The 26,100-nt window shown below is 33.8% G+C and carries 18 protein-coding genes and 2 pseudogenes; 7 read left to right on the top strand and 13 right to left on the bottom strand.

What is annotated here, in order from left to right:
- Window positions 1-48 precede the first annotated feature (48 nt).
- The 5 genes from Dongsha4_RS08565 to Dongsha4_RS08545 form a co-directional block, all read right to left on the bottom strand.
- Window positions 49-3,090, bottom strand: coding sequence for a hypothetical protein (locus tag Dongsha4_RS08565; protein WP_330205249.1), 3,042 nt, complete (start codon window positions 3,088-3,090; stop codon window positions 49-51).
- Between the two features lie 167 nt (window positions 3,091-3,257).
- On the bottom strand, window positions 3,258-5,453 hold the full coding sequence (locus Dongsha4_RS08560) for an O-linked N-acetylglucosamine transferase, SPINDLY family protein (RefSeq protein ID WP_330205248.1): 2,196 nt from the start codon (window positions 5,451-5,453) through the stop codon (window positions 3,258-3,260).
- 19 nt (window positions 5,454-5,472) lie between these two features.
- Complete coding sequence (locus Dongsha4_RS08555) at window positions 5,473-6,279, bottom strand: hypothetical protein (protein WP_330205247.1); 807 nt, start codon at window positions 6,277-6,279, stop codon at window positions 5,473-5,475.
- Window positions 6,280-6,355: 76 nt separating this feature from the next.
- Window positions 6,356-6,898, bottom strand: a complete 543-nt coding sequence (locus Dongsha4_RS08550) for a type IV pilin protein (RefSeq protein ID WP_330205246.1) — start codon at window positions 6,896-6,898, stop codon at window positions 6,356-6,358.
- A 175-nt stretch (window positions 6,899-7,073) separates the two neighbouring features.
- Window positions 7,074-7,574, bottom strand: coding sequence for a type IV pilin protein (locus tag Dongsha4_RS08545; protein ID WP_330205245.1), 501 nt, complete (start codon window positions 7,572-7,574; stop codon window positions 7,074-7,076).
- A 253-nt stretch (window positions 7,575-7,827) separates the two neighbouring features.
- Between Dongsha4_RS08545 and Dongsha4_RS08540 the strand changes: the two are divergent.
- Both Dongsha4_RS08540 and Dongsha4_RS08535 read left to right on the top strand, forming a co-directional pair.
- A pseudogene (locus Dongsha4_RS08540) lies at window positions 7,828-8,766 on the top strand (transposase).
- A 76-nt stretch (window positions 8,767-8,842) separates the two neighbouring features.
- Window positions 8,843-9,225: pseudogene (locus tag Dongsha4_RS08535) on the top strand (endonuclease domain-containing protein).
- 139 nt (window positions 9,226-9,364) lie between these two features.
- On the opposite strand, the gene Dongsha4_RS08530 reads toward Dongsha4_RS08535, so the two are convergent.
- Window positions 9,365-13,807: a PAS domain S-box protein gene (locus Dongsha4_RS08530; RefSeq protein ID WP_330205244.1), complete on the bottom strand. Its 4,443-nt coding sequence runs from the start codon at window positions 13,805-13,807 to the stop codon at window positions 9,365-9,367.
- A gap of 140 nt (window positions 13,808-13,947) precedes the next feature.
- Here Dongsha4_RS08530 and Dongsha4_RS08525 point away from each other — a divergent pair, with 140 nt between their 5' ends.
- Together Dongsha4_RS08525 and pflA are read left to right on the top strand one after the other, a co-directional pair.
- A complete protein-coding gene (locus Dongsha4_RS08525; RefSeq protein WP_330205243.1) occupies window positions 13,948-15,450 on the top strand; it encodes a cryptochrome/photolyase family protein in 1,503 nt (500 codons plus the stop codon).
- A gap of 198 nt (window positions 15,451-15,648) precedes the next feature.
- Window positions 15,649-16,392 (top strand): pyruvate formate-lyase-activating protein, encoded by a 744-nt coding sequence (pflA, locus tag Dongsha4_RS08520; protein ID WP_330205242.1) that lies wholly within the window; start codon window positions 15,649-15,651, stop codon window positions 16,390-16,392.
- Window positions 16,393-16,521: 129 nt separating this feature from the next.
- Here the strand turns inward: pflA and Dongsha4_RS08515 are convergent, their stop codons facing one another.
- The 4 genes from Dongsha4_RS08515 to Dongsha4_RS08500 all read right to left on the bottom strand — a co-directional run bounded on the left by Dongsha4_RS08515 (window position 16,522) and on the right by Dongsha4_RS08500 (window position 20,433).
- Complete coding sequence (locus Dongsha4_RS08515) at window positions 16,522-17,439, bottom strand: NAD(+) kinase (protein WP_330205241.1); 918 nt, start codon at window positions 17,437-17,439, stop codon at window positions 16,522-16,524.
- Between the two features lie 233 nt (window positions 17,440-17,672).
- Window positions 17,673-17,789 (bottom strand): photosystem II reaction center protein I, encoded by a 117-nt coding sequence (locus Dongsha4_RS08510; protein ID WP_015220814.1) that lies wholly within the window; start codon window positions 17,787-17,789, stop codon window positions 17,673-17,675.
- A gap of 214 nt (window positions 17,790-18,003) precedes the next feature.
- Window positions 18,004-19,194 (bottom strand): FAD-dependent monooxygenase, encoded by a 1,191-nt coding sequence (locus Dongsha4_RS08505; RefSeq protein WP_330205240.1) that lies wholly within the window; start codon window positions 19,192-19,194, stop codon window positions 18,004-18,006.
- Window positions 19,195-19,281: 87 nt separating this feature from the next.
- Window positions 19,282-20,433, bottom strand: coding sequence for a cysteine desulfurase family protein (locus tag Dongsha4_RS08500; protein WP_330205239.1), 1,152 nt, complete (start codon window positions 20,431-20,433; stop codon window positions 19,282-19,284).
- Between the two features lie 90 nt (window positions 20,434-20,523).
- Between Dongsha4_RS08500 and Dongsha4_RS08495 the strand changes: the two genes are divergently transcribed.
- Window positions 20,524-21,444 (top strand): Hpt domain-containing protein, encoded by a 921-nt coding sequence (locus Dongsha4_RS08495; protein ID WP_330205238.1) that lies wholly within the window; start codon window positions 20,524-20,526, stop codon window positions 21,442-21,444.
- A 182-nt stretch (window positions 21,445-21,626) separates the two neighbouring features.
- Here the strand turns inward: Dongsha4_RS08495 and Dongsha4_RS08490 are convergent, their stop codons facing one another.
- Complete coding sequence (locus tag Dongsha4_RS08490; protein ID WP_330205237.1) at window positions 21,627-22,010, bottom strand: hypothetical protein; 384 nt, start codon at window positions 22,008-22,010, stop codon at window positions 21,627-21,629.
- Window positions 22,011-22,215: 205 nt separating this feature from the next.
- Here Dongsha4_RS08490 and Dongsha4_RS08485 point away from each other — a divergent pair, with 205 nt between their 5' ends.
- Window positions 22,216-22,653, top strand: coding sequence for a hypothetical protein (locus tag Dongsha4_RS08485; RefSeq protein ID WP_330205236.1), 438 nt, complete (start codon window positions 22,216-22,218; stop codon window positions 22,651-22,653).
- An 11-nt stretch (window positions 22,654-22,664) separates the two neighbouring features.
- Entirely contained in the window at window positions 22,665-23,540 is an 876-nt protein-coding gene (locus Dongsha4_RS08480) for an alpha/beta hydrolase (protein ID WP_330205235.1), read from the top strand.
- Between the two features lie 24 nt (window positions 23,541-23,564).
- On the opposite strand, the gene Dongsha4_RS08475 is transcribed toward Dongsha4_RS08480, so the two are convergent.
- Complete coding sequence (locus Dongsha4_RS08475) at window positions 23,565-23,876, bottom strand: cupin domain-containing protein (RefSeq protein WP_330205234.1); 312 nt, start codon at window positions 23,874-23,876, stop codon at window positions 23,565-23,567.
- A 295-nt stretch (window positions 23,877-24,171) separates the two neighbouring features.
- The gene (gene ltrA, locus Dongsha4_RS08470) at window positions 24,172-25,995 is read right to left on the bottom strand and encodes a group II intron reverse transcriptase/maturase (protein WP_330203424.1); all 1,824 of its coding nucleotides are present in this window, start codon (window positions 25,993-25,995) and stop codon (window positions 24,172-24,174) included.
- Window positions 25,996-26,100: the final 105 nt, after the last annotated feature.

Raw genomic sequence — 26,100 nt, 5'->3', positions numbered from 1 at the left:
TTATAAATTTTCCTTAATATTTGATACGATGCCTCAATCCTTAACATATTATGATTCCATCTTAGTCTGTTTACTGACATTGATTTCCCACATTTGCTGATAGGCTTTCTCCATTTCCCTAGCAAACTGCTTTCCATTCCACAGAGGAGAAGTCTTTTTCGACTCCCTTAACTTCCAATATACTTTCTTTCTTAACTCCTCATCCGTGCCAAACTTTACTCCCCATTCAATATATTCCTCGTCATTCCAAGCAATACCCTCCCCAATACCCAAATTTGTAAGGAAAGTATAACCTTGACGAGCATGAAATTGTTCACCTACCCTAGTAACAAGGGGAATATTTAACCATAAAGCATCGAGAGTTGTTGTTGCACCATTAAAAGGATAAGTATCTAACACCACATCCCCCAATATAATATTACCTCGATAGGTATTGACGGGCATAAAAGGTAAAACTTTAATTCTTTTTGAATCCACTCCTTCTTCTTCTGCAATCATTTCAAATAAGAATATAATGTTATTTTGCATAATTTCATTAAAACCCCCAGAAACCAGAAAATAACTGGAGGGAACTTTCTGTAAAATTTTCATTTGCAATTTTATGTTCTCAGGAAGTCTTTTTTCTCCATTTTGCAAACTCATATAAACTATACTATCTTCAGGGATATCTAAATCCTGTCTTCTTAAATTACTAATTCCTATTTCAAAACCATTAACCGCTAAATAAGTTTGTGGAAAAAACCATAACTTTTCTCGATAATAGTTTTTAGCATTTTGAGTAACAACATAAGGATCAACCATAAAATAATCAATTGTTGGTATTCCCGTAGAATCTAAGCCAAGCCAACTGACTTGTATAGGGGCTGGTTTTAAAGCCATTACAGCATGGGTAATATCATTTGTAAAACAATCTAAATCAACCAATATATCAAGATGGTCCTTTTCTATCTCTTGTGCTGTGCGTTGATAATCTTTTGGAAAAGCAATAAATTTGGTTACATCTTTTTTAAAATATTGTTCTGTTATCTCATCCTGTATCGTTCCTAGCATATATATATATATATCGAATTTACTACGATCAATAAAGCTAATACAATGGCGACAAAGATAAGCTACACAATGATTTCTGAAAGTAAAAGCAATATAACCTATTTTGATTTTTTTCTTAACAAGACTATTTTTTCGATAATTTTTATCTTTGCACAGTTCTAATTGGAGATGATTAAAATGACTTTGATAAATCCTTGAAATTCCGTTAATAATATGTCGATTATATTGAGGATTATCTTCAAAATACAATAAGTATTGTGTCATATAAACTAAAGCACAGTGAATATAAGTAGCTATGTTTCCCTCATTTTTCTTTGCTAAATTAGATAGAGATGTTTGATAATTCTTCACCAAAGATTCCCTCTCTAACCAAGCACCACTTTTTAACATCCAATGAATTAATAAATAAGAACTATAGGCTTTTTCTTCTAAGGTTATGGCATTTAATTGAAATTGTTCTGCCATTGTTTTAGCTCGTTCAAACTGATAGGCTAACATTAAATAGAAAAAAGTATTTTGCAAAACAAAAAGATTTTTTGGGCAATATTTGAGACAAGTAGATCCTAAATCTGCCGCATATAAAGGATATCTTGTAAAATGTGCTAATTGATAGGCTTTTTGTATAGCTAATTTAATTAAATTTTCTCTGAATGATGCCTCTGCTGATTCTAAAATCGTGTCAACTAATTCGATATTGAGATTAAAGGGAAAATCTAAAATATTTTCCAAAAATCTGTGTATAAGATTAAAGTCTATGTCATCTAGCTGAGAATTTCTGATAGCTACGATTATTTTTGCCAAATATTCTTGATTAATTAACTCTATCTTGAGTTCAATGGCTAGATCCATCATCAAAAGTAAATTATTAACATTGTAAGGATCTATTTCCTCTATAACTTCTCTAATTTCATAACTTAATTGATAGTTAGTGTTTTGTAAATTTCTTTGGGCTTCTACTTCTAAAATATTAACGAGATTTTTTGTTGGAAAATCGCTATCTTGAAATACAAAAAACCATGCTGAAAATGCCTCGTCTTTTCTGGTATTTAGAAAATAAGCTAAACCTAAATAACAATAATATAATGAGTTTTCAATCTGCTCATTACTTTCTAAAAATTTAATTAATTCTTGATAATGTCCTTTTTTTAAATACCTCTTGATTTTTTGTTCCCATTGGTTCTCTAAATCAATTTCAAAGGTTGAACCCAATTGATGAATAAAGCCCTGATCCCCATGATATAACTCCAGAAAATTAATACATTCAATGGCGGGTTTATATACCTTAAATGTTTTCATAATTCCCAAAGTTGCACTACTTTCCAAAGGACCAATGAAATCCGTACAACGATCTAAAAAATAGTCTTGATGTATCCAGAGATTCATTTGCTTTTGATTAAGAAAAAAACAACCTGAATGAGGATTCAAAACTCTTTCAAATACGATGGAAAGATCAAGAAAATCTTGTTTTAATTCTGGTTCATCATTAACCCTTTGAAAAGAATCTGATATACTTGGGCTTAAATCACCATCGATATAACATTTACCAATATTTTGATTAAGTCCTAATTCATAACGATAAGGGACTAATAATTTGCTTTCATCATAATGACTATTAAACCAATTTAGTTTATTAAAAAAAAGAGGATCTACAATCACCAGATCATCTTCTAAATAGCAATAATAGTCGTATTTTCCTAAATTATCCGCAAGAACTTGATGACATTCAAATCCTAAGAGGAGAGGATCACAGTTAGTTCTATGGTGAGAAAAAAGAGAGCTAGGAATATCTAATTGATCTAGTAAATGATTATTACCCGTGGTACATATAACAATCTCTATTTTGCTTCTCAATAAATTATTAGCGGAGATAGCCTTTTTTTCATCTATCAATATTATTGATTGTTCAAGTCCAAATAATTGTTGTAAATGTAGTATTACTTCTGATAAAGCATGGATTCTTGATTGAGGGTTTCTTTGTGAACCGTATTGGGAGTCAGGTTGAGATTTATAATAGTGGGGAATCGTTACTAGGATATTCATTGTCATAAAATATGTGTTAATAAGTAAATCTATAGCATTTCCTATGTTTATGAGATATATTTTTTTATTTGCAAGTCCCCCTTGTTAAGGAGGATTTAGGGGGATCTGTTTGTACCTCATAATGCTGAAAATTGCTATAATTAGGGAAAATTTGACCATCTGAGTAATTAACTTTCTTTAATATATAGTTGCCACATTTTTTGATAACTATTTTCTATATTTCTGGTTAATTTTTCTGTATTCCATAAAGGAGATGTTCTTTTTGATTGTTTTAATTTCCAGGTTACATTTTTTCTTAAATTCTCATCCTTACCAAATTTTATACCCCATTGAATATAATCTTCATCATTCCAAGCAATACCCTCATCAATACCTAAGTTTTTCAAAAAAGTATAGCCCTGACGAGCATGAAATTGTTGTCCGACTTTAGTTACCAATGGAATTTCTAGCCATAATGCGTCTAAAGTAGTAGTTGCACCATTAAAGGGATAGGTATCTAAAACCACATCTCCCACTGTTAAAAATCCTCTATATTCTTGAAGGGGTAAAAAAGGTAGAAGTTTTATTTTTTCTGGGTTTACTCCTTCCTCTAGTGCGATGACAGTAAACAAATTTCTCACATTTTCTATAATACTGTCCAGATAGGATCCCGCAGAGATTAAAAAATAACTATTCGGTAATGCCGCTAAAATTTTCATTTGCAATCGAATATTATCTGGATGTCTTTTAAAGGGAGTTTGTAGGCTTAAATAAACGATAGCATCTTCTGGAATATCTAAATCTTTTCGATTCACTGAAGAAATACCCACTTCAAATCCATCTACTGCCAAATAGCTATGGGGTAAACGCCATAATTTTTCTCGATAGTATTCTTGAGCATTATTGGGTAAAACATAAGTGTCTGTGAGAAAATAGTCGATGCTAGGTAATCCTGTTGAATCTAAACCCAACCAACTTACCTGTATAGGGGCAGGTTTTAGAGCCATAATTCCTTGGGTTGTTCTAGATGTAAAACAATCTAGTTCTACTAAAATATCAATATTATCTTTTCTTATTTCTTCGACAACTTTAACAACATGATTAGGAAGATTTACATATTTTTTACTATTTGATTTAAACCATTTTGCTGTAATTTCATCTTCTTCAGAGCCAATTAAATATACATATATATCAAATTCATTTTTATTGTGATAATAGAAAAGCCAACGACTTAAGATACCGACACAATGATTTCGGAAAGTATGGGCAATATAACCAATTTTCAATTTTTTGTTGTTATTTCTGACTAATTTATATGGACTAAAGTTAACAAAAGCATAATATTTTCTCACAAATTCTTCAAATAGTGAGGCACAGTGGTTGAATATTTGTCGATTATAAGCAGGTTCATCATCAAAGTATAATAAACATTCTGATATAGTGATAAAAAAGTCAATTAAATAACTTTCAATATCCTCTATATTTTCACCTTCCAGACTTAATAAATTTTGTCTGTATTCTTCTCTTAAGTTATTACTGTTATACCAATCACATTTGTCCATCATTAAACGAACCATTTGGTAAGATGCAAAGGCTTTTTCTGATTTACTGATAGCTTCTTGTTGGAATATTTCTGCGTAATGTTGTGCTTTTTGATAGTTACTGCCAGAAATGTAATAACCGCATATATCTTTCAAAGTGCTTATTTTTTGTGGATGATCAATTATATATTTTAGAGAAAGGGATAAAAGATCTCCAGCAAAGTTAAACCATTTTTTGATATTACCTAAATATAAGGTCTTTTTATTAATAAAATTTAATAATTCTTGTTTATTGGGATATACTCTGAAAAGTTGTTCAACTAAATCTATATTTGTTTGATAGTTAAAATCTAATATCTTATCTAAAACAGTGTATATTTTATCAAAATAAAATTGATTATCATTAATTTGCTGTAAAATAGCAATTATGTTTATTTCCTGCTCATAATTATTATTAAATATATTTAGGGGTATTAAATTTTCTACTATAAAAAATAAATTGTCTATGTTGTTAGGTAATATTTCTCGGATAATTTGTCTTAAAGAATAGCTAACATGATAAGAGTTGAAATTAAAATATCTTTGTGCTTCTTGCTCTAAAAGTTTGGCTAATTGTTGTAAATATATATCATTTTCTTCACCATTAAAAACAAAAAACCAAGCCGATTGGGCTTCTAGTGATTGTCCACTCAAAAAATAGGCTAATCCCAGATAATTGTAATAATAATAATTTTGTGGATCTATTTCGATTTTTTCTTCTATATGTTTAATTAAACTTTGATAGTCTAATTTGTTTAAATAATCACTTAATTTTTTTTGTTCCGCAATGTTATCGTTATCCATAAAAAATCATTTTTTTAACCTATTTTTTATCAATTATAGGTTTTTTTTCGTCAATGTCATCTGGTACACTAACTGAAATTCTATTATTTTCATAGCTTACTTCCGCTCCCAATTTTTCTAAATAAGTTAATGCAATTTGTCTGACTTGATCATCTCTTGCATTACTTAAAATCATCAACCATGAACTAGCTCTTGCTTTTTTACTATCAGGATTGTCTGCTAAAAATTGAGCGGTTTGACGATAAACTTGACTAAGTTGTCGGCTAGTATCGCTGTTTTCCCGTTTTGCCCATTGCGATGCTGTCAAAAAAGATTGTTCCGCTTCTTCCGTTTTTCCCAAAAAAAGTAATTCATCTGTTCCTTTAAATGCTAAAACCTGATAAGCCCTGGGTTGTTGAGGAGTAATATACTTAAGACCATAATTCATTAGCTCTACACTTACATCTGGTCTTCCAGCAAATAGAGTCGTAGCTGGATCTAGGAGGAAATAGGCTTGTATGAAACGGGGATCTCTATGAACAATTAAACGATAATAGTCGGGCAGTAAATCATATCCAAGAATTTTTCTCGCCTCTGCATCGCCATAATATTGGATAAAGTCTAAATAAGTCCAATCGGCAATTAAGTTATTAAAACCAAAGGAGGGAAATCTATTAAGCAGAGTAATTTTCGATTCATTAATAGTTGCCTCTGTGATCAAATCAGCTTTTGTTCTCGTTTGATTCTTATCCAATAATGGTTTTTGTAAAAAACCAATAGAAACGACACTAAATAAAATAAAACCCAATGAAACCAGATTTTTCGTATTCAGGAAATTTGCGAACATTCTTGATTTTTGATTTTTATAGAGTCAAATTTTTATTCATTAATTTTATATTTCTCCATCTTCAATAATATATTATTTATTGCAGAGAAACATTTACCCCGCAATCTACAGAAGGGGGAACAAAAGTGACAGAAGGAGCAGGAATGGAAGAAGCAACATCTTCTGAACGACAAGTAGCTCCTTTATATACTCCTGCATTGTAAAACATTCCCCCCGAATAGGCTCTGGTACCATCTTTATCGTAATTAGTGTTCGTTGGTGTAGTAGTGGCGGAATTGGTATTAGCAATAATATTATAACTATCAATATAGTTGCTATCAAAAGTTAAGCCTAATTTAGTTAATGAATCATTATCATCTGTTCCTTCGGCAAAGTTTTGTTTTTCAAAATGATAAGCCTGTTGTGCTCGATTAATAGCCCCGATAAGATTTTGCATCTCCACTTCTCTTGACTTACCTACCTGTCTTAAGAAATTGGGCAACGCCACCGCCCCTAATACTCCCACAATAATAATAACCACCAATAATTCTATCAATGTAAACCCCCTAGTGTTTACTTGATGGGAAAAAAACAATCTTTTCTTGAGGTTTCTTTTTCTGTTTTTTTGTTTTTGACTCATAACCAACCTCGCATTAATGTCTTTATTTTGAAACTATCCACTAAGGCGACTAATTTTAGTGTCTGTAATAATATTTTCTTCCCCAATTTTACACCGAAAGCCAGATGGTTTTTAATGCCACCTGGCTATGCGACTAAGTTTAGTCAACTGAAGTTTAATGTACGTTTCTTTAGCTTTACTGTACAACGGCACTGGAAGCAGGACAAGCACTTGTACCAGTGGGAGCGGCAAGGGAGTTAGCAACGGCATCACTCTGACAAACAATTTGAGAATAGTTACCAGAGGCGTAAGAAATTAGACCACTGTAGGCACGAGTACCATCATTAGCAGAATCACTATTGACAGGAGTTGAAGTAGCTGTTCCAGTGTTACCGGCAATAGTAGCGGCTGTAATATACTGAGAATCAAATTTAACCCCTAATAAATCTAAGTTAGTAGCGAAGGTTTGACGTTCAAAGTGATATGCTTGTTGAGAACGAATGGTAGTACCAACGAAGTTTTTGATTTCTGTTTCTCTAGCTTTACCAACCTGGCTTAAGAGGTTAGGAAGTGCAACAGCCGCCAATACACCGATGATAATGACTACGACTAATAATTCAATTAAGGTAAAACCTTCATCATTTTGTTTTTTGTTGCGGAGGTAGGATAAATATTTTAAAGTTACTTCGGGTTTCATAATCTTATGTCTCCTGTGAGGGATATTTTAAATAGTTTGTTTTTTCTCTTAGTTATACATTACCCAGATTCGATCAAAAACCTATCACCTGCTCAAAAAATTTTTTTATTTTTCAAATTCCCCCCTTAATAAGGGGGGTTAAGGGGGATCAAGTTAAGCTCATAAGGGCTGGTTTTTAACGTTAGCGGTACTTAAACAAAAAGATGTTAAGAATTGACTTATAATGATTATATGATAGTTTTTTTAGGTCAAAATGAAAGAAATCACCTCTTCATCAATGCCCCCATGTTTTAATCGCTGGTGTCAAAAAATAGATCCTGTCTTAAAAACAAAGGCACAAAAACGAGAGTTTAGAAATTATTTGGGGGGTTTATTAGGAGATTCTCAAAGAAAAAATATCACTCAAATTGCCAATAATAATCTTGATATTACTTATCATAAATTACATCATTTTCTAACAGAGTCCACATGGAATTATGATGAGGTCAATGATCAAAGATTAGAAATAATAGCTTCTTGTCGTCAAACTAAAATAAGTAGATATTTCTCTTTAATTATCGATGATTCAGGTCATCGTAAGAGTGGTAATTTTACTGATTGTGTTGGAAGACAATATATTGGTCAAATTGGCAAAACTGATAATGGCAATGTCATCGTCACTACTCATACAAGAAAGTTTTGAAGAAATAAGAATAGGAAAAAATCAAGAAAAAACTCTCTGGGTAGCAACGATAAAGATTAAATTATCAGCTTTATCGGGAATAAAAACTGTAGCTATCGTCATGAATGCAGACAGTTTTGAAAATTCCACAGATATTGATTATTTAATGACGAATAAAGCAGGGGAAAAAGTCAATGGGAATTGGATAGTAGAAACTTATACACAAAGAAATTGGATAGAAGTATTTTACCGTGAAATAAAGGGATGGTTAGGTTTATCAGAATACTAAGTGAGAAATAAAAGAAGTGTAATGAGACATTTGATATTGTATTTTGTGCTTATACTTTTATTCAATGGCATCGTTTGACAGGGGGGTTAAGGAGACAATGGGGGAATAAACCTTTAAATACTTTTGCAGAAGGTTTAGAGGCGTTTCGGACAGCAGTGTCTTTTCGCTTTTTTCAATGGTTAAAAGATAAGGTGGAAGTATTTAGCTTATATAAAGCAAGTTTAGGGTTTATTTGGGCTTAATTTTTGTCTAAGTACCGTTAGGTGAGGACGAGACAAGGGGGGAGAGTTCAGATATAATGAAAAACAAAAACCGAAAATGAGTGACTTTTTCCTCCCCTATAACTATAAGCTCAAGGAAAGAGCGAGGGAGTTACGAAAAAATATGACTCCTGCGGAACGAAAATTATGGTCTGAATATCTTCGACACTTATCCTATAAGTTTCCTATAAGTTCATGAGACAACGCCCCATTGATAATTTCATTGTGGATTTTTATTGTAGTCAAAAAAGATTAGTGATCGAAGTTGATGGAGATTCTCATTTTCAACCAGAAGGGATAGAGCGAGATCGCATCCGTACGGCTATTTTGCAGAATTATGGTTTGAGGGTACTTCGGTTTAGCAATGATGATGTTTTGAGGAGTTTTGAGGGAGTTTGTGGTGCGATCGGTTTTCAGTTAGATACTTTAGATCCCCCCTAGCCCTTAAAACAAGATCCCCCCTAGCCCCCCTTAATAAGGGGGGAATTTGAATTGTAGGTGCGATCGAGTTTGGAGTATAAGGGTTCGATAAATCTAAAATTTTCCATCACGAAGAAGCCAGAAAAGAGTAGTAAGAAGTCTAGTAATAATGATAATTGCCGCTTGTCTGTTGAAATTTGTTTAATATTTGTTTTAAAGCGTCTATCTGTAAAGGTTTTGCTATGTAGTCATTCATTCCTGCTTCTAAGCAAATAGTGCGATCGCGTTCCATAGCGTTAGCTGTCATTGCTACAATATACGGCTGTTGAGTAAGATGAGAACGAATCCAACGAGTGACTTGTAAACCATCCATTTCAGGCATTTGTATATCCATAAAAATCAGATCGTAATCAGTTTTTTGCACTGCTTCAATTACTTCTAAACCATTATTAACAATCTCTCCTTGATAACCTAGTTTTTTCAGAGTTAAAGAGGCAACCTTTTGGTTAACTTTATTATCTTCAGCTAAAAGAATTTGACATTGAGGAGGATTGATAATTGTCTCAAAAGAATTAATCTGATTAAGAGGAAGATTTTTTTCCATTTCTACTAAAGGAAGAACTATGGTAAAGTAAAAAGTAGAACCCTGCCCTTCTTCAGATTCAACCCACATAGTACCGCCCATTATTTCGGCTAAACGTTTACTAATAGCTAATCCTAATCCTGTACCTCCATATTTTCGAGATGTAGAAGCATCTACTTGGGAAAAAGCCTTAAATAAACGATCGAGTTTTTCTAGGGGTATGCCTATGCCTGTATCTTGAATTGCAAATTGTATTTTATAATTATTATTTTCTCTTTTTTGCCCTTCTATATAAATAGTTATAAAACCTTCATCAGTAAATTTAAGAGCATTTCCAATCAAATTTATAAGTATTTGCTTGACCCTAATAACATCTCCGAGAAAGTTCCTAGGAACATAACTAGAATATTTATAATTAAATTTAATATTTTTTTCTTGGGCTTGAAAACTAAATAAATCGATGGTACTTTGGATATATTCTTCTAAATTAAACGGTTTTTTTTCTAACTCTAATTTTCCTGATTCAATCTTGGAAAAATCTAAAATATCATTGATAATTACCAAGAGACTTTCACCACTATGACGGATAGTTTTAAGGAAATCTTCTTGCTCAGAATTAAGGGGTGTATCTGCTAATAAATTTGTCATGCCGATAACTCCATTCATGGGGGTGCGAATTTCGTGACTCATAATCGCTAAAAATTCACTTTTTGCCTGATTCGCTAATTCGGCTTCCTGTTTCGCCTTTTGCAATTGCTTATTTTTTAACGCCAGTTGTTGCAGTCTTTGTTTTTCCCTTTGTAATAATTCTCCTTGGGCAATGGCTATCCCTAATTGGGCGGCAACCGCTTCTAAAAGTTCGATTTCTTCTTTACTCCAAACATGAGAGCGATCGCAGTGATGTAATCCTATGCTACCATTAACTTTACCTTGATAAAAAGTACCACAAGCAAGAAGAGATTTTATGTTCATATTATTAATGATTTCTCTTTCTCTAGGATTGGCAAATAGAGGATGATTCTCCGTATTGTCAATGGCAATGGCTTTTTCTCTCTCTAAAACTAATTCCATATAAGGATTATCAATCACAGGAATTTCCAAATTTAGACAAGAAGGGGATTTTCCTAAAATATACTCAGAAACACACGTCATGGTTTTTGGTAACTTTTCTCTGATTCCTGATTTACAAGTAAAAATCAAAGTTTGGTCAACTCCAAACGCCTTACATATCTCCTCTGCCGCCGTCAAAAATATTTCTTCTGAGTTTAGGCTACGTCTGATTCTATCGGTTAATCTTGTCAATAGAATACTTTTTTGCAACTGCTTTTGTAACTCTTTTTCTATACGGATGCGATCGCTGATATTAGTACAAGAACCGATGTAGCCCAAAAAGTTACTATCATGGTCATACCGAGGCACACCCACATCTAAAAACCAACAATATTCACCATCATAACGACGCAAACGATACTCTACTTGGAAAGGAAAATGCCCTTCAAAAGAAGAGTGATAAGCCCCCCAACATCTTTCTTTATCTTCAGGATGCACATTATTTAACCAACCATTATCAATTTCTTCAGCTAAGGTTTTACCCGTAAATTCTAACCAAGTTTTATTAACATAAGTGCAATTTCCATCTTTCCCCGCCAACCAAATTAATACAGGTGCATTATCTGCCATCATTTGAAAGCGTTTCTCACTTTCCCTTAAGGCGTTTTCTACTTCCTGTTTTTTCGTGACATCATTAGCAACAGCCAAAAAAACCGATTTGTCTTCCTGTTTGACTAACTGCATATTAACTTCTACAGGATAATTGCTGTTATCTTTACGACGATGAATTGTTTGAAATTGTATATTTTCTTTTTCTCCCGTTAATAAAGGTTTCAGTAATTCGATAAAATTTTCCTTCTCATACTCTGGTTTAATCTCCAATGGAGTCATTGTTTGTAAAGTCTTCTTATCATAGCCAATATTTTGTAAAGCGGTAGAATTGGCATACTGGAATTTTAAATCATCTGCGGAGAAAACATAGATTTCATTTAAGCTAACTTCCAAGAAATAAGCTAATTCCCTAATTTGAGCTTCCATAGCCCTTTTTTCACTAACATCCCTTAAAATTACCGTCAGGATAACATCTTCTTCTTCGGTAATCAATTTGGAAATAGAAGCCTCCGCCGGAAATTCACTACCATCCCGACGACGGGCAAAAACTAATCGTTGTTTTCTTTCCGCCATTTCTCGACAGGTGGGAATTTTTGAGTTAGAGTGAAATTCATCTACATGGTGACGGTGGATGGTGATAAACCGTGTTGGGATTAGTATATCTAGGGGTTTTCCCATTACCTCATCAGGGGTATATTGAAATAATTTCGATGCCCCTTGATTAAACATGATTATTTCTTGTTGAGGATTAATGGAAATAATGGCATCGTTAGCCACGTTTAAAATTCCTGCAAGGGTTTTTTCTGTTTTTTGTAAGTTGACTTGAGTTTGTTTAGATTTAATTAACTCTTGTTCATATTTATCATTAATTTTTTGTAATTCTGCTGTGCGTTTTGTGACTTTAACTTCTAAATTTTGTCTGGCTTCTTGCAGTTGTTGTAAGAGAGTGGCTTGTTGAATTCCTATACCTAATTGTACTGACAATTGTTCTAAAAATTCGATTTCTCCTTCTTGCCATGGCCGAGGTTGATGACAATTATGGACAATTAATAATCCCCAAAGGCTACTATTAACTATTAAAGGGGTAATTAGACAGGCTTTAACCCCAAATCTACTTGTTAGTAGATGATAGCAAGATTCGATCGCTTCTTCACTAATATCATTAATAACTTTTGTTTTCCATAGATTGCCTGATAGTAAAAATTCTTGTCTTAAACATTCATCATCAAGGGAATAGTTTGCTAAAGAGAAGGAATTATTTTTTAATGCTTCTACTGCGATATGATTGTTATTTTCTTCTAGGTGATAAATAATAACCCTCTCCGTATCAAGGAGAGACAAAACCTCATCGACGGCAGTTTGTAAAATAGTTTTCAGGTTTAAAGATGAGCGAATTCTGAGGGCAATATCAGAAATTAATTTTCCCCTTCTCTCGGCTGATTGCAAATTTTGCTTTTGTTGGGTTAGTAATTCTTTCAATAACTGAGTTTTTTCTGTTTGTAAAACTTCAACTTGCTTTTCTAAAACTTTAATAACTCCTTGCAATTCTCTGGGATCTATTCCCTCTAAAATGCTACTTTGAGTAATAATGCCCTGTAAATCTCCCTCATCATCCACCACCACCAAACGACGAAAACCATACTCTGACATCATTAAATGGGCATCCCATAAAGATTTTTCTTTTTTTATCATCGTCAGAGGTTGTGTCATAACTTCCTCCGCACTAATCTGAGTGAGATTAATTCTTAAAGCCTGATAACGCACAATATCTCTTTCGGTAATAATGCCCAAGGGTTTTATGGTATTTCTTTCCGTTTCTTTGCCAATGACAACACAACTGATAGCATTACGCGCCATAACGTTAACTAAATCAATTAATTTTTGCTGAGAATAACCGCAAATAATATTACGACGCATGACATCGCTAACATAACGGTGTTTGAGTAAATCAAGGGGTTGTAAACCACTGCGGATGCTTTCGGGGGTAACGATGCCCAAAATTTCCTGATTATCATTAACAATGGGTAAGTGACGAATATAATATTTACGAAAAATATCAATCAAATCTGTTATGTTGCCCAACTTATCCACAGAAAAGGTGATTAAATCCCTTGTCATTACTTCTGCAACAACTAATTTTTCCAAAGACAACTGCTGTGCAGATATTTTAACTATATCTCTTTCTGTAATTAAGCCAACTAATCTTCCTTGATTAATGACAACAACGCAACTCAATCCTTGATTTTCTCTATCTTTGTGACTATTACTTAATAGTTTAATCACGTCGAGTAAAGAAGTATCTAAGGCAACCCGAAGGAAATTATGGTTAATGGGGTGGTTTTGCGACAAGGGAAACATAAATCAAATCTCTAATTCATGTCATTATATTATTAACTTACCTTAAAAATAGATTCGATCGCACAGTAGTATATAAGACGAACGCAGGAAATAATCTTTTGCTATTAAAATAAAATTGTACAAATTTTCTCATACAAATTATGACTATTGGTGTTTGGATTTTAGGTGATCAACTCCTTGAAAATCATCCTATTTTATCAGAATTAGAAGCTAACAAAAAAGATGTAATAGTTATTTTAATTGAATCATTAAATCATGTTAAAAAAAGAATTTATCATCAACAAAAACTAATCTTTATTTGGTCAGCAATGCGTCATTATGCTGAAGAATTAATGGTAAATAATTGGCAAGTAAATTATCAAATAGTTGAAAATTTTAATGAAGGTTTATCTCATACAATTCAAAAATATAGTCTTACAGAAATCAGAACAATAACTCCGTGCGATCGCATCTTTTTACAATCAATTAAAAATCTCAAATTAGACTGCGATATAAAACTATATGCTAACCCAAATTTTCTATGGCAACCAGAAGAATTTAAACAATGGGCAGATAAAAGAAAAAGGTTAATTCTTGAAGATTTTTACAGAGAAAGTAGAAAAAGATGGCAAATATTATTAACAGAAAATAATCAACCAGTGGGCGGAAAATGGAACTTAGATAAAGAAAATAGAAAACCCCCTAAAAATAACTTATCTCCTCCTCAACCTCTGATATTTCAGCCAGATAATATCACACAACAAGTAATAGAAAAAGTTAAAAACTTAGACATAAAAACCTATGGTAATAGTGATAAATTTAACTGGGCAGTGACAAGAAAAGATGCTTTAAAAGTATTAGATAATTTCGTTAATTATCGTTTAGAAAAATTTGGAACGTATCAAGATGCCATGATAACTAATGAAAAATTTATGTGGCACAGTCTTATTTCACCTTATCTTAATGTGGGTTTATTACAACCCTTAGAAGTTATTAAAACTGTGGAAAAGGCTTATTATGACAAATCATTCCCTTTAAATTCTGTAGAAGGCTTTATTCGTCAAATATTAGGTTGGCGAGAATATATGTATGGAATTTACCATTATGTAAAAGAAGATTATTTTCAAGCAAACTGGTTTAACCATCAACAACCCTTACCGTCTTTTTTCTGGGATAGTAAACAAGCAAAAATGAACTGCTTAAAACAGGTATTAAAACAAACAGAAAATACAGGTTATGCCCATCATATTCAGCGATTAATGATAATTAGTAATTATGCTTTAATTAAAGGTATTTCTCCCCAAGAAATAGAAAAATGGTTTCACGGTGTTTACATAGATGCTTATGACTGGGTAATGCAAACCAATGTTTTAGGAATGGGGCAGTTTGCTGATGGTGGCTTATTAGCATCAAAACCCTACGCATCTTCGGCTAACTACATCAATAAAATGAGTGATTACTGCTCTAATTGTTGTTATAATCCAAAAGAAAAAACTACAGGAAATGCTTGTCCTTTTAATTATTTATATTGGGATTTTTTAGCTCGTCATGAAGATAAATTGCGATCTCAAGGAAGAATGAATTTAGTGTTAAAACATTTAGAAAAAATGTCTCCTGATGAATTAAATAAAATGCGTAATTTGGCTAGTTCAACTATAGAATAAAGTCTTCAAATTTACCATATTAGTGCTAATTCAAAACATAGATTGTTTTACCATATCTTACCTCAGTTCGATATAAAAATATCTGCTGATTGGCAGGTTTCAGATAAAATTAACTACTCAGAGTAAGTTGACATAGAATGATATTAGAGGGCAAAAAAAGAACCTCATCAAACATCAGAAATTTAACCAACTTATTGTATGAATGATAATAATTTGATTACTGGTTTAATTCATTCCACAGAAAGTTGTGGCACAGTAGATGGGCCAGGTATTCGCTTCGTGGTTTTTACCCAAGGATGTCCTCTAAGATGCTTATATTGTCACAATCCTGATTGTCGTCATATAGAAAATGGAAAAAAAATAACAGTAGGGGAGTTAATCGAAGAAATTGAGAAATATCATTCTTATTTCAATTATTCAGGGGGAGGTGTCACGGTGACAGGAGGAGAGCCTTTAATGCAGCCAGAATTTGTCAAGGCAATTTTTCAGGAGTGCCATAAAAAAGGAATTCATACTGCTTTGGACACTTCAGGATATGTGCAATTAAATCAAGCTAAGGAAGTATTAGAATCGGCTGATTTAGTGTTGTTGGATATTAAATCTTATGATCCTGAAATTTATCGACGAGTAACAAGTGTTTCTCTGCAACCTACCCTTGATTTTGCTAATTATTTAGCGGAAATTGATAAACCAACATGGATTCGTTTTGTTTTAGTGCCTAATCTAACAGATCCTGATCATAATGTCCAAGGGTTAGCTGAGTTTGTGGCAGGATTAAAAAATGTTGAAAAAGTTGAGGTTTTACCTTTTCATAAAATGGGTGAATATAAGTGGGAACAGTTAGGATATGACTATCAACTAAAAAATACCCAACCACCTTCCCCCGAATTGATTGCTAAAGTTTCAGAAATATTCAAAAGAAATGGTTTAAATGTTCAATAAAATGTATCAATAAGATGTATTTTCAATAAATTCAACCGCAGTTTATGTCAATTATAGATATTTTTTCCTATTCATATATCACCACCAGATAATTTTATATCGAAATCAGGTGAGGTAGCATCATAATTATTAGGGAATTTCTACAGAGGTTGGCTTGGCAATGTGAGGTAATCCCCAACCTAGTTTTTCTCGGAGAATACGGAAAAATTCGGGAGATTGTAAGCGGATAAATTTGGCAGGATAGGGCGATCGCACTATTACCACTTGGTCATCTGGTAAAATATAACAACCTGCATTACCATCAACCACCATCACCATTTGATTAGGAGTAGCAGGGTAAATAGTTACAGGTTCTTGATTAGAGAAAACCAACGCACGAGAAGCAAGAGAATGAGGACAAATGGGGGCTAATTGAAATACGGGTACATCTGGAGTAACCACTGGACCTCCTGCACTCAAAGAATAAGCTGTTGAACCGGTGGGAGTTGAGATAATAACACCATCGGCGGCGATGTCAACGGGGGCGTGTCTGCCAATGGCAATTTCAAAATGACACATACTTGTTAATGGTTCTCTGTGTATCACAGCCTCATTTAAGCAAAGGGCTTCCCAGAGTAAATGACCATCTCGAATTACTTGAACCCTCATCATGGAACGTTCTTCCACTTCATACTCGTCTCTTAAAACGGCATCTAATATTTTTGGTAGTTGGTTAAGGTAGATTTCCGTTAAAAAGCCCAAATGCCCTGTATTGACGGCTAAAATGGGAATATTGTGAGGAGAAACCTGTCGAGAAGCGGATAAAACTGTACCATCTCCTCCCAAAACAATGGCAAATTTCATATCTTGGTCAAAGCCAAAAGGTGCAATTTTTTCAATGGCACTATAACAAACGGGGCGATCGGGTCTGGAATATCCCAAAATACCAGCATAACCAGTGGCGAGGTGAACTTGATAACCTTCGGCTGTCAATTTTTCCTTTAATTCCGTGGCGACTTGACAAGCAATGGGTTTAATATCGTTGTAAATTACGCCTATTTTGGGCATCAATATTCTTCCTGATCAATTAAGTTTTTATTTGCCGTGGTCTGCATAGCACAGTTGACAAATTATTTTATCACTAAAAGTTGCTATCGCCGATAAATTTTTCCCTATTTTTGTAAGCTATAAAGAGTAACGAATTATTTTTTACTATTGCCCTTTGACCTTTTCTCCATAAAAAAGGCGGGGTTTATAAGCACAAAAAGCCCCACCGTTGTTATTAATATTAAAGTATGATATTATTCTAAGTCTTTACGTCCGGGGTTACGAGCAGGGTCTCCAGATAAGAAACCAAAGATAAATAGAAGGATAAAAGACGCTACAACAATATTTACAACAATTTTAAGGGTTAACACTTTTTTATATACTCCTAATGATTTTATTCTTGGTCTATTCTACCGAAAAATGTCCTTACCTTATGAGAATTATTGGGGAATTAGGGAGAAACGAGTTAGGAGTTCAGAGTTCGGAGTTCGGAGTTCGGAGTTAGAAGTTATTAATTATTTACCTTTGCCCCTTGCCCTTTTCTCCATCACTCATAGATGAAAATTTATTCTGAACTCAGGTTATCTAGTCTGGGTTAGTGACATCATAATCATATATCCACGCAGTTTTAAGATTGATTAAATTAGAATTAACCGTCACTGCCAAGCCTAATGCCATATCACGAGCGATCGCACTTATGCCTGTAGCGTGAAATATGTCAGCATTTTTTCGGGATGTTTGTTGAACTTTAGTCGCTCTTTCTCGGCGTAGTTGTTGATATTTGAGTAGGGCGGTTTCTATCTTTGTTTCCAGAGACAAACAATTTGCTAAAACATAAGCATCCTCGATAGCCATTCCTGCTCCTTGGGCTTGAAATGGTAACATAGGATGAGCGGCATCCCCTAACAGAGTTACTTTTCCTTTTGACCAATAGGATAAAGGTTGATGAGTGAATAAGCCCCATTTATAACAGGTTTCCTCTGTTTTGAGTAAATCTTGCAAAATTTCGTCAAGTAAGGGTGATTTATTGCCAAAACGTTGCCAAATTTCTTGTTTATCAGCAGTAATCGCCCATCCCTCCTCCTGCCAATTTTTTTCTCTTACCACTAACACTAAATTTAACCAACACTTTCCTCTCTGTTTATTCTCATTAGGATAAGCAACAACATGATGATTTTTCCCCATCCAAACGGTAGCTGTGCCCCATAAAGGTCGATATTTTTCAGAAAATGGCAAAATTGCCCTAAACGCAAAATAACCTGAGTATTTCGCCTCATAATTGGGAAACAAGGACTTTCTAAGATGCGATCGCACTCCATCCGCTCCGATTAAAGCCTTAGCAGAATACTTTTGAGGATCATTTTCAAGACTAAAATATAAACTCTCTGCCTCTTGGTGGTAGTCTGTTAACCGTTGGCAAAAATGAATTCTACTTTTATCCTCAATAGAATCATATAATAACTGGTGCAAATCTGCTCGGCGACATTGATAGTAAGGAATTTTTTGATTTAATTGCCAAGATGCAATTTCTCTGTCAGAATCAAAAGACTTTAACTGAAAGCCATAACAACGATGAGAAATGGTTTCTAACTCCTTATCTAATCCTAATTGTTGAAAAACTCGAACCACATTGGGACTAATTTGCAAACCATAGCCTAGAGCCTCAAAAGATTTTGCCTGTTCATATAATTGAAAACCAATTCCCTTTAACTGTAAAGCACGAGCCAAAGTTAATCCCCCAATACCCCCACCAACAATAATAATTTCCTTTTCCATAATGTTTTACAAAATCAATTCTTTCACTTGATACCTGATACCTTTTCAACACCGATAATTTTATATTGAACTCAGATTAGTTATAATTCATCTTCTTAGAGTTTTAATAGTTTGTAGAGTGAAACTGGCGGTTTCTTTAATTTCTTCGAGAGTGTTAAAACGTCCAATGCCAAATCGTAACGAAGCCCTTGCCAACTCATCGGAATGTCCCAAAGCCTTTAAAACATGGGAAGGTTTAGTGGATGTGGAAGAACAAGCAGAACCAGATGACACGGCAATTTGAGACTGTAATGCTAATAATAATGCAGATCCATTTACTCCCTCAACACTAATGTTTAAATTTCCTGCTAATCGTTGATTTAAGTCTCCATTTAAGTAAATACCATCTAAATGTTTTAATTCTTGCCATAGATAGTCTCTTAACTCTTTCTGTCTTTTATTTTCTTGCTCCATCTCTTTCAAAGCTATATTTATCGCTTCGGCAAAACCCACTATTTGCGGTGTACATAGTGTACCAGATCGATAACCTCTTTCTTGTCTTCCCCCTTGAATTTGAGAGGCGATGCTTACCCTAGGATTTTTTGCTCTGATATATAATGCCCCAATTCCTTTTATACCATGAATTTTATGGGCGGTTAAAGACATCAAATCAATATTCATTTTCTGCACATCAAGGGGAATTTTGCCAATAGCTTGGGCAGAATCAGTATGAAAAACAACTTCGTTTTCACGACAAATAGCCCCTATTTTTTCTATATCCTGAATTACTCCTATTTCATTATTAGCCGTCATAATTGACACTAAGATAGTATCTTCTCTGATAGTTTTTGTTAGTAATTCTAAGTTTAATAAACCGTTTTTTTCTACTGGCAAAAAAGTAATCTCAAAACCGAGACTTTGCAAATACTCACAGGGTTCAATGACTGCTCTATGTTCTGTTTCTACTGTAATAATATGTCTGCCTTTCTGAAAATAGGCTTCAGCAACTCCCTTAATGGCTAGATTATTGGCTTCTGTTGCACCACTGGTAAAAATGATCTCTCTGGGTTCAGCATTAATGGCAGATGCGATCGCATCTCTCGCTTTTTTCACTCCCGCCTGAGCCTCCCAACCATAAACATGGGCATTACTAGAAGGATTACCGAAATATTCAGTAAAATAGGGCATCATAGCCTTAATCACTCGTTCATCAACTTGTGTGGTAGCGTGTCCATCTAAATAAATGGGGCGATCGCGCATAAGAGATTTAGTAACCTGAAGATAAAAGTATCAGTTATTATTATAAACAAACAGTTAAAGACGGTTTTCACTATGTGGGAGTAAAAAATTATGGATAGTGCGAATAATGAGAAGATTGTCGGCTACTTCATTGAGGAAGCAAAAGAACATTTAGAAACCATTGAAAAAGGGATTTTAGACCTAGAATCCGCCATCAATGACGAAGAAAGAATTAACGAACTATTTAGGGCAGCCCACTCCATCAAAGGTGGTGCGGCAATGCTCAACTTTACCAGTATCCAAAAAACATCCCACCGTCTCGAAGATGCCTTTAAAATCCTTAGAGATGAAACCATTGAACCAGACTCAACCCTAGAAAGTCTCTTTCTCAAAGCCTACGATATTCTACAAGACTTATTAGAACGTCTCCAAGGACCTTTTGGCTTATCCGAGGATGAAGGAGAAGAGATAATGAAAGAAGCCGAACCACATTTTGTTGAACTACTTAACTACATTGAGCAGTTAGTGGCAGGAGAAAGCCCCGATGTTCAAAAGATTACCTCTGCCTCTGTTCGCTCTTCCACTCCGTCTTTAACGGCAATTCCTAGCGACGAAATTACGATGCAGGTTAGGCAAATCTTACAGCAAATGCTAGTGATTTTCAAACAAGATGCTACTCCCAATAATCGACAACAATTGCAGGGAATGTGTGATAAATTGGTGAAAATAGCACCAGCAGAAAACGGGTGGCAAAATCTTCTCAAGTGTGCCAGACTCGCCATTGGCAACCCAAAACATTCCTATCGTTTGTTAGCACCAGTCATCATCAAAGAAGTGAAATTAGCTGGAGACTGCTTAGAAGTAGGAAAAGGCTCAGAAATAACACCATCTCAGGGCTTAGAACAATTAGCCCATTCTAAATTACCACAGGTTTTAGTTACTGTTGATCCCGTAATTGCCGCCGAAACCATTCACAAGGTATTTAATCCAGAGCAGATTTCTAAATTGGTGGATTTACTACAAGCTAAGTAAGTGGGCGAGTAAAATTAAAAGGCAAAGGGCAAAGTAAAAAGGGTAAAGGGCAAGGGGCAAGAGGCAAAGATGAATAGTAATAGTGTTGGGGTGAATAGTTGATAATTAAAAATTAAAAATCCTGTTCACAACCCAAAGGAGTGTAAAAGCCGAACTCCGAACTCCGAACCCCGAACCCCTAATTATTTCTTAATTTTCTTTGCCATATTACGGAACATATCCATACTGGTATCAGTATTACGGCGTTGATCAGAAAAACTAGGGGATGATTCTGTATTATTGCTAGTGGAAGGAGTAGAATTGACGTTGGAAGAGCTATTAAAACCACCGAATTGATTGGGGTTTTTCTTTGCCATTTTTGTGGAAGATACTTCTTGTACTAATTCTCCACCGCTAGGATTACTAGCAGTTTTGGGGAAAGTTCTTCTGACAGTTTTAGATTTGCGCATATAATCAATATCTCCGAAAGTCTTTGCAGAATCAGGATCTAAGAAATACGCATCTTTGGGTTGAGCGGGTTGAGGATTACTATTTTTCCTACCAAATAAGCCGAATAAACCAGCCATGAAATTATTACTCCTTTAGTTATTATTAATTTTTATGAAATTATTAGTTAAGAATTATAACAGATTGTTACTTATATGAATTTTTTTTAAGAAATAAAAAGTAATTTTCAGAAAGAGTCGAATCATGTCAATTGTTATTTGATTTCATCTTGTTGAAATTTGATTATGATCAGAACTAGAAAAAGAAATTTCTGAGGTAAAAATTATGAGTGATAATGCCAATAAGCAACCAACAAATCAAGAATCTTCCTCCGTTAAAAATGTGGTTACATCTTCTGAAACTGTTGAATCAAAAGAGTCGAACAATTTATTTAATCACATCAAATCTTTTATTTTTAGTTGGCAATTAAAAGTAATTATAGCTGCGATCGCGCTTATATCGTCTTTATGGGTTATTTTCTTTTGGAAACATATTATTGCTTTACAGAGTTTAAAAGGATGGGCAAATCATGCTCAAGCAGAAGCGATCGACTGTATGATGCAAGATAGTAATGATGATAAATATATCAGTTGTAGTGCAAAATTAGATAATCAAATAGTGCCTCTGGAGTGTGGTACAAGTTTATTTAATATGGGGTGTAGAGTCAATTATGGTAGTGCTTCTCCCTCAGTGAAATTACAAGAAAAATCTGTTGCAAACTAAAAAAACCGAGAATGAATAGAGAAAAAATAGCATTAGGGAATCTAAATTTAGCTTATTTAGAGTGGAAAAATCAAGGATTATTAGAGGGTAAATCACAAAACATATTGCTATTACATGGCATGGCTGATAATTGCTTAGTTTGGCAAAAATTAGGAGAATATTTATCCACAAATAACGATAATTATCATATTATAGCCCCAGATTTAAGAGGTCATGGAGACAGCAGTAAACCAAAAACAGGATATTTTAAAGATGATTATTTAGAGGATTTATCAAAAATTTATCAACATTTTAACTGGCAACAAGCCCATATAATTGCTCACTCTTGGAGTGCAAAAATAGCTTGTATTTGGGTAACACAAAATCCTCAATTATGTCAAAGTTTAACCCTTATAGATCCTTTCTTTATTAACTCTATGCCTTCTTTTTTCAGATTTACTTTTCCTCTTCTTTATAAAGTTCTGCCATTTCTTAAATTAATGCAATTATTTCCCGATTATTTATCCATAGAAAATACAGCAAAAACTCTCAAACAATATCAAGGTTGGACACCTTGGCAACAGAAAATATTTAACTATGGTATTGAACAAAAAAAAGATGGTTATTGGAGTAGTAAATTCTCTCAATCCGCTCGTAACGAAATTTTTGAAGATGTCATGAGAGAAAAAGGATTGACAACTAAATTAGACTTACCCAGTTTATTAGTTCTTCCAGAAAAAGGATTAAATCGAACATCATGGCAAATTAGTCCCTATAAACAATTTTTGACCAATTTACAAATGGCTAAAGTTAAAGGGAATCATTGGGCTTTTATTGTTGAACCTGATGAATTTAATCAAACCATTAATCAATTTTTACAATCATTACAACTAGAAAAAACGCAATAAAAAATACAAAATATAAAATAAAAACTAAGGATAAATATGTATAGCTAACCACAAGCAATTATTAGAAGTAACAAGTACCTGATGGGGAGTTTGAGCCTGAATAAAAACATAATCTCCAGCTTTGAGATTAACAATATCATCATTTATTTTTAATGTTGCCTCTCCTCTAATTAAAATAACCCATTCATCTTGAAGTTGCTTATAAATTTTATTATCGGGCTTATCACTACTAACAATTCTTTCGATCGCAATATTACGACATTTTAGAAGTTCTAAAAACTCCTCTCCTTCAAGCAAAAAAGGAATATTTTTAAACAAATTCTCGGCTTTAGTCATACAGAAAAAAGATAGTTGCAAAAAAGCTCATAGTAGTCTTAGCCTAACGGAAATTATCTAACTATTCCAGTGTGTTATCTTGAATGATTATTATTCGACTTTCAACAAGGAAAATAAAGCCATATCTATCATTGATATTACTATCTAAAAAATCATGAAAAGCCAAAATCATACTCTTATCATCAATATTTTTTTCTTAATTTCAACTTTTCTATCATCCACCTCATTCGTAACTGCTCAAAATACAAAAACATTAACTCCTCAAGAGCAAGAAATTAATCAACTAATAGTTAAACTAAGCATAGGTGTCGCCACCTACACTCGTCTTCAGAACGGAACGTGAGACTTTCACCTCATTCCGCTCCTCTCTGATAAACCCCTTGTCATGGGTACAATTCAGACTCCCATCTATGGATGTCTTATCATCATGGCAATGTTTATGGAGGAGTTGTAGATTTTTATATATATCCTTACCACCTTTTGATTTTGGAATAATATGGTCAATCTCTAACATATCTCCATCTTTAAAGTTCAGTCCACAGTAGTTACATTTGCCTTTTTGTATTTTTAGCAATTTTGCTTTGCTTGTAGGCATTTCAGGATAGTTTCCTATGCGTGTACTCCAGTAGATTAAGTCTCCGTCAAATATACTTCTGCCTTTTTCTACCTTTGTATGGTATTTAATTTTTGTGTCAGCGTGTAATGCTAACTCCATTCCCATACCTTCCTCTTTAATCGTAGCAAAGACCCAATTTCTATTTTCTTTGGTGTGCCAATATTTGTTGACAACCCATTTTTTCGATTTAGTTGAGTGTCTTCTTTCTGCCCATCTTTTTAATTGTAGGTATAGAACGTGGTCACAGTATGAAAATATTTCAGAACTGTTTACCGCACTATAGTAGTTTGACCACCCTCTTATTATTGGATTTAGTTCTTTGATTAATGCTATTTGTGGACTACTTTTGTGCTTATTAACGATTTCTTTTACCTTTTGTATATGGGCTTTGATTTTTTCTTTGGTTGGTCTTATCAGGGTAGTGAATCCGAGTTTTTTGTTGTTTTTACTTCCTGTTTTTCCCCCTTGATTCTTTCCAACTTTATACTGTTGGATGTTAAAACCGAGAAAGTCAAACCCTTTGTGTCCATTATATTCATATAAGGTGTGAGAAATTCTAGTCTTACTAGGTTTTAGCTCTAACCCTATTTCCTTTAACCATCCTTCAATTACTTTTTTACATTCGAGAATTATGTCTAAGTTGTGATGTAATATTACAAAATCATCTGCATATCTAATTAGACTTATACTATTTCTCTTTTCTTGTTTACTTACCCTTCTTCCAAAAACTTTGAGACTATCCACACTTTCCATGAATTTCTTTATTTCTAGTTCCATTCCATGTAGTGCAATGTTGGCTAATAGTGGTGAGACTACTCCACCTTGAGGTGTTCCTTTCTCAGTAGCTGACCAGTTTTTATCAACTACTCCGCTCTTTAGCCATGCTTTTATTTGTTTCCTTAATGTTGGGTATGTTTCAAGTTTTGTAAGCAATCTATTATGGTCAATTTTGTCAAAGCATTTTGCTATATCAGCATCCAGAACATATTTAGGTTTTTGACTTATACTGTTGTATATTGCTTTTATAGCGTCATGACATGACATTGCTGGACGGAAGCCATAACTGTTTCCCTCGAATCTACTTTCCCATTGTGGTTCTAAGGCTAGTTTTAATAGAGCTTGTTTTGCTCTTTCTTCCATTGTGGGTATTCCAAGTGGTCTTTGCTCCCCGTTGGATTTGGGTATCCAAACTCTCCTTGTCGGTTTGCTTTTACCGTTTAATTTAAGGTTATTTGTAAGTTTAAACCTTTGATTGGGCGTTAAGGATTTGACTCCATCAACCCCTGCGGTTTTCTTTCCTTGATTGTCTTGTGTTACCCTTCTGGTTGCCCATAACCTACCAAAGTAAGAGTTAGTGAGTAAACGTTGTAGTCTGTGTACTGACTTTATATCACCACGTTGACTTGCTTTGTAAATCCTCTTTTGTAACTTGAACACTGCAATTTCGACTGTTTTCCAGTCTATTTCGTTCCAGTTGTTCCATTCATACTTCAACGAGTCCATGACTTATTAATTACTAATCGATTGTTTACATTGTTTATCAAAGTGAGTACGTCAGCATATCTCTTTCATTACAAAGGAGCTTTGGCTTCTTACTCAATCCTTTCC

Source organism: Cyanobacterium sp. Dongsha4 (genome assembly GCF_036345015.1).
In the GTDB taxonomy this organism is placed as follows: domain Bacteria; phylum Cyanobacteriota; class Cyanobacteriia; order Cyanobacteriales; family Cyanobacteriaceae; genus PCC-10605.
Note: the sequence above shows the minus strand (reverse complement) of the source record. Positions and strands in the feature narration are given on the sequence as shown.

What these genes read in the sequence shown, in the direction of transcription:
- Dongsha4_RS08480 (WP_330205235.1), top strand. Translation starts at nt 22,665, where the DNA reads ATGAATAGAGAAAAAATAGCATTAGGGAATCTAAATTTAGCTTATTTA.
- Dongsha4_RS08530 (WP_330205244.1), bottom strand. Translation starts at nt 13,807, where the DNA reads ATGTTTCCCTTGTCGCAAAACCACCCCATTAACCATAATTTCCTTCGG.
- Dongsha4_RS08485 (WP_330205236.1), top strand. Translation starts at nt 22,216, where the DNA reads ATGAGTGATAATGCCAATAAGCAACCAACAAATCAAGAATCTTCCTCC.
- Dongsha4_RS08565 (WP_330205249.1), bottom strand. Translation starts at nt 3,090, where the DNA reads ATGAATATCCTAGTAACGATTCCCCACTATTATAAATCTCAACCTGAC.
- Dongsha4_RS08490 (WP_330205237.1), bottom strand. Translation starts at nt 22,010, where the DNA reads ATGGCTGGTTTATTCGGCTTATTTGGTAGGAAAAATAGTAATCCTCAA.
- Dongsha4_RS08515 (WP_330205241.1), bottom strand. Translation starts at nt 17,439, where the DNA reads ATGCCCAAAATAGGCGTAATTTACAACGATATTAAACCCATTGCTTGT.
- Dongsha4_RS08560 (WP_330205248.1), bottom strand. Translation starts at nt 5,453, where the DNA reads ATGGATAACGATAACATTGCGGAACAAAAAAAATTAAGTGATTATTTA.
- Dongsha4_RS08555 (WP_330205247.1), bottom strand. Translation starts at nt 6,279, where the DNA reads ATGTTCGCAAATTTCCTGAATACGAAAAATCTGGTTTCATTGGGTTTT.
- pflA (WP_330205242.1), top strand. Translation starts at nt 15,649, where the DNA reads ATGAATGATAATAATTTGATTACTGGTTTAATTCATTCCACAGAAAGT.
- Dongsha4_RS08475 (WP_330205234.1), bottom strand. Translation starts at nt 23,876, where the DNA reads ATGACTAAAGCCGAGAATTTGTTTAAAAATATTCCTTTTTTGCTTGAA.
- ltrA (WP_330203424.1), bottom strand. Translation starts at nt 25,995, where the DNA reads ATGGACTCGTTGAAGTATGAATGGAACAACTGGAACGAAATAGACTGG.
- Dongsha4_RS08500 (WP_330205239.1), bottom strand. Translation starts at nt 20,433, where the DNA reads ATGCGCGATCGCCCCATTTATTTAGATGGACACGCTACCACACAAGTT.
- Dongsha4_RS08525 (WP_330205243.1), top strand. Translation starts at nt 13,948, where the DNA reads ATGACTATTGGTGTTTGGATTTTAGGTGATCAACTCCTTGAAAATCAT.
- Dongsha4_RS08550 (WP_330205246.1), bottom strand. Translation starts at nt 6,898, where the DNA reads ATGAGTCAAAAACAAAAAAACAGAAAAAGAAACCTCAAGAAAAGATTG.
- Dongsha4_RS08545 (WP_330205245.1), bottom strand. Translation starts at nt 7,574, where the DNA reads ATGAAACCCGAAGTAACTTTAAAATATTTATCCTACCTCCGCAACAAA.
- Dongsha4_RS08505 (WP_330205240.1), bottom strand. Translation starts at nt 19,194, where the DNA reads ATGGAAAAGGAAATTATTATTGTTGGTGGGGGTATTGGGGGATTAACT.
- Dongsha4_RS08495 (WP_330205238.1), top strand. Translation starts at nt 20,524, where the DNA reads ATGGATAGTGCGAATAATGAGAAGATTGTCGGCTACTTCATTGAGGAA.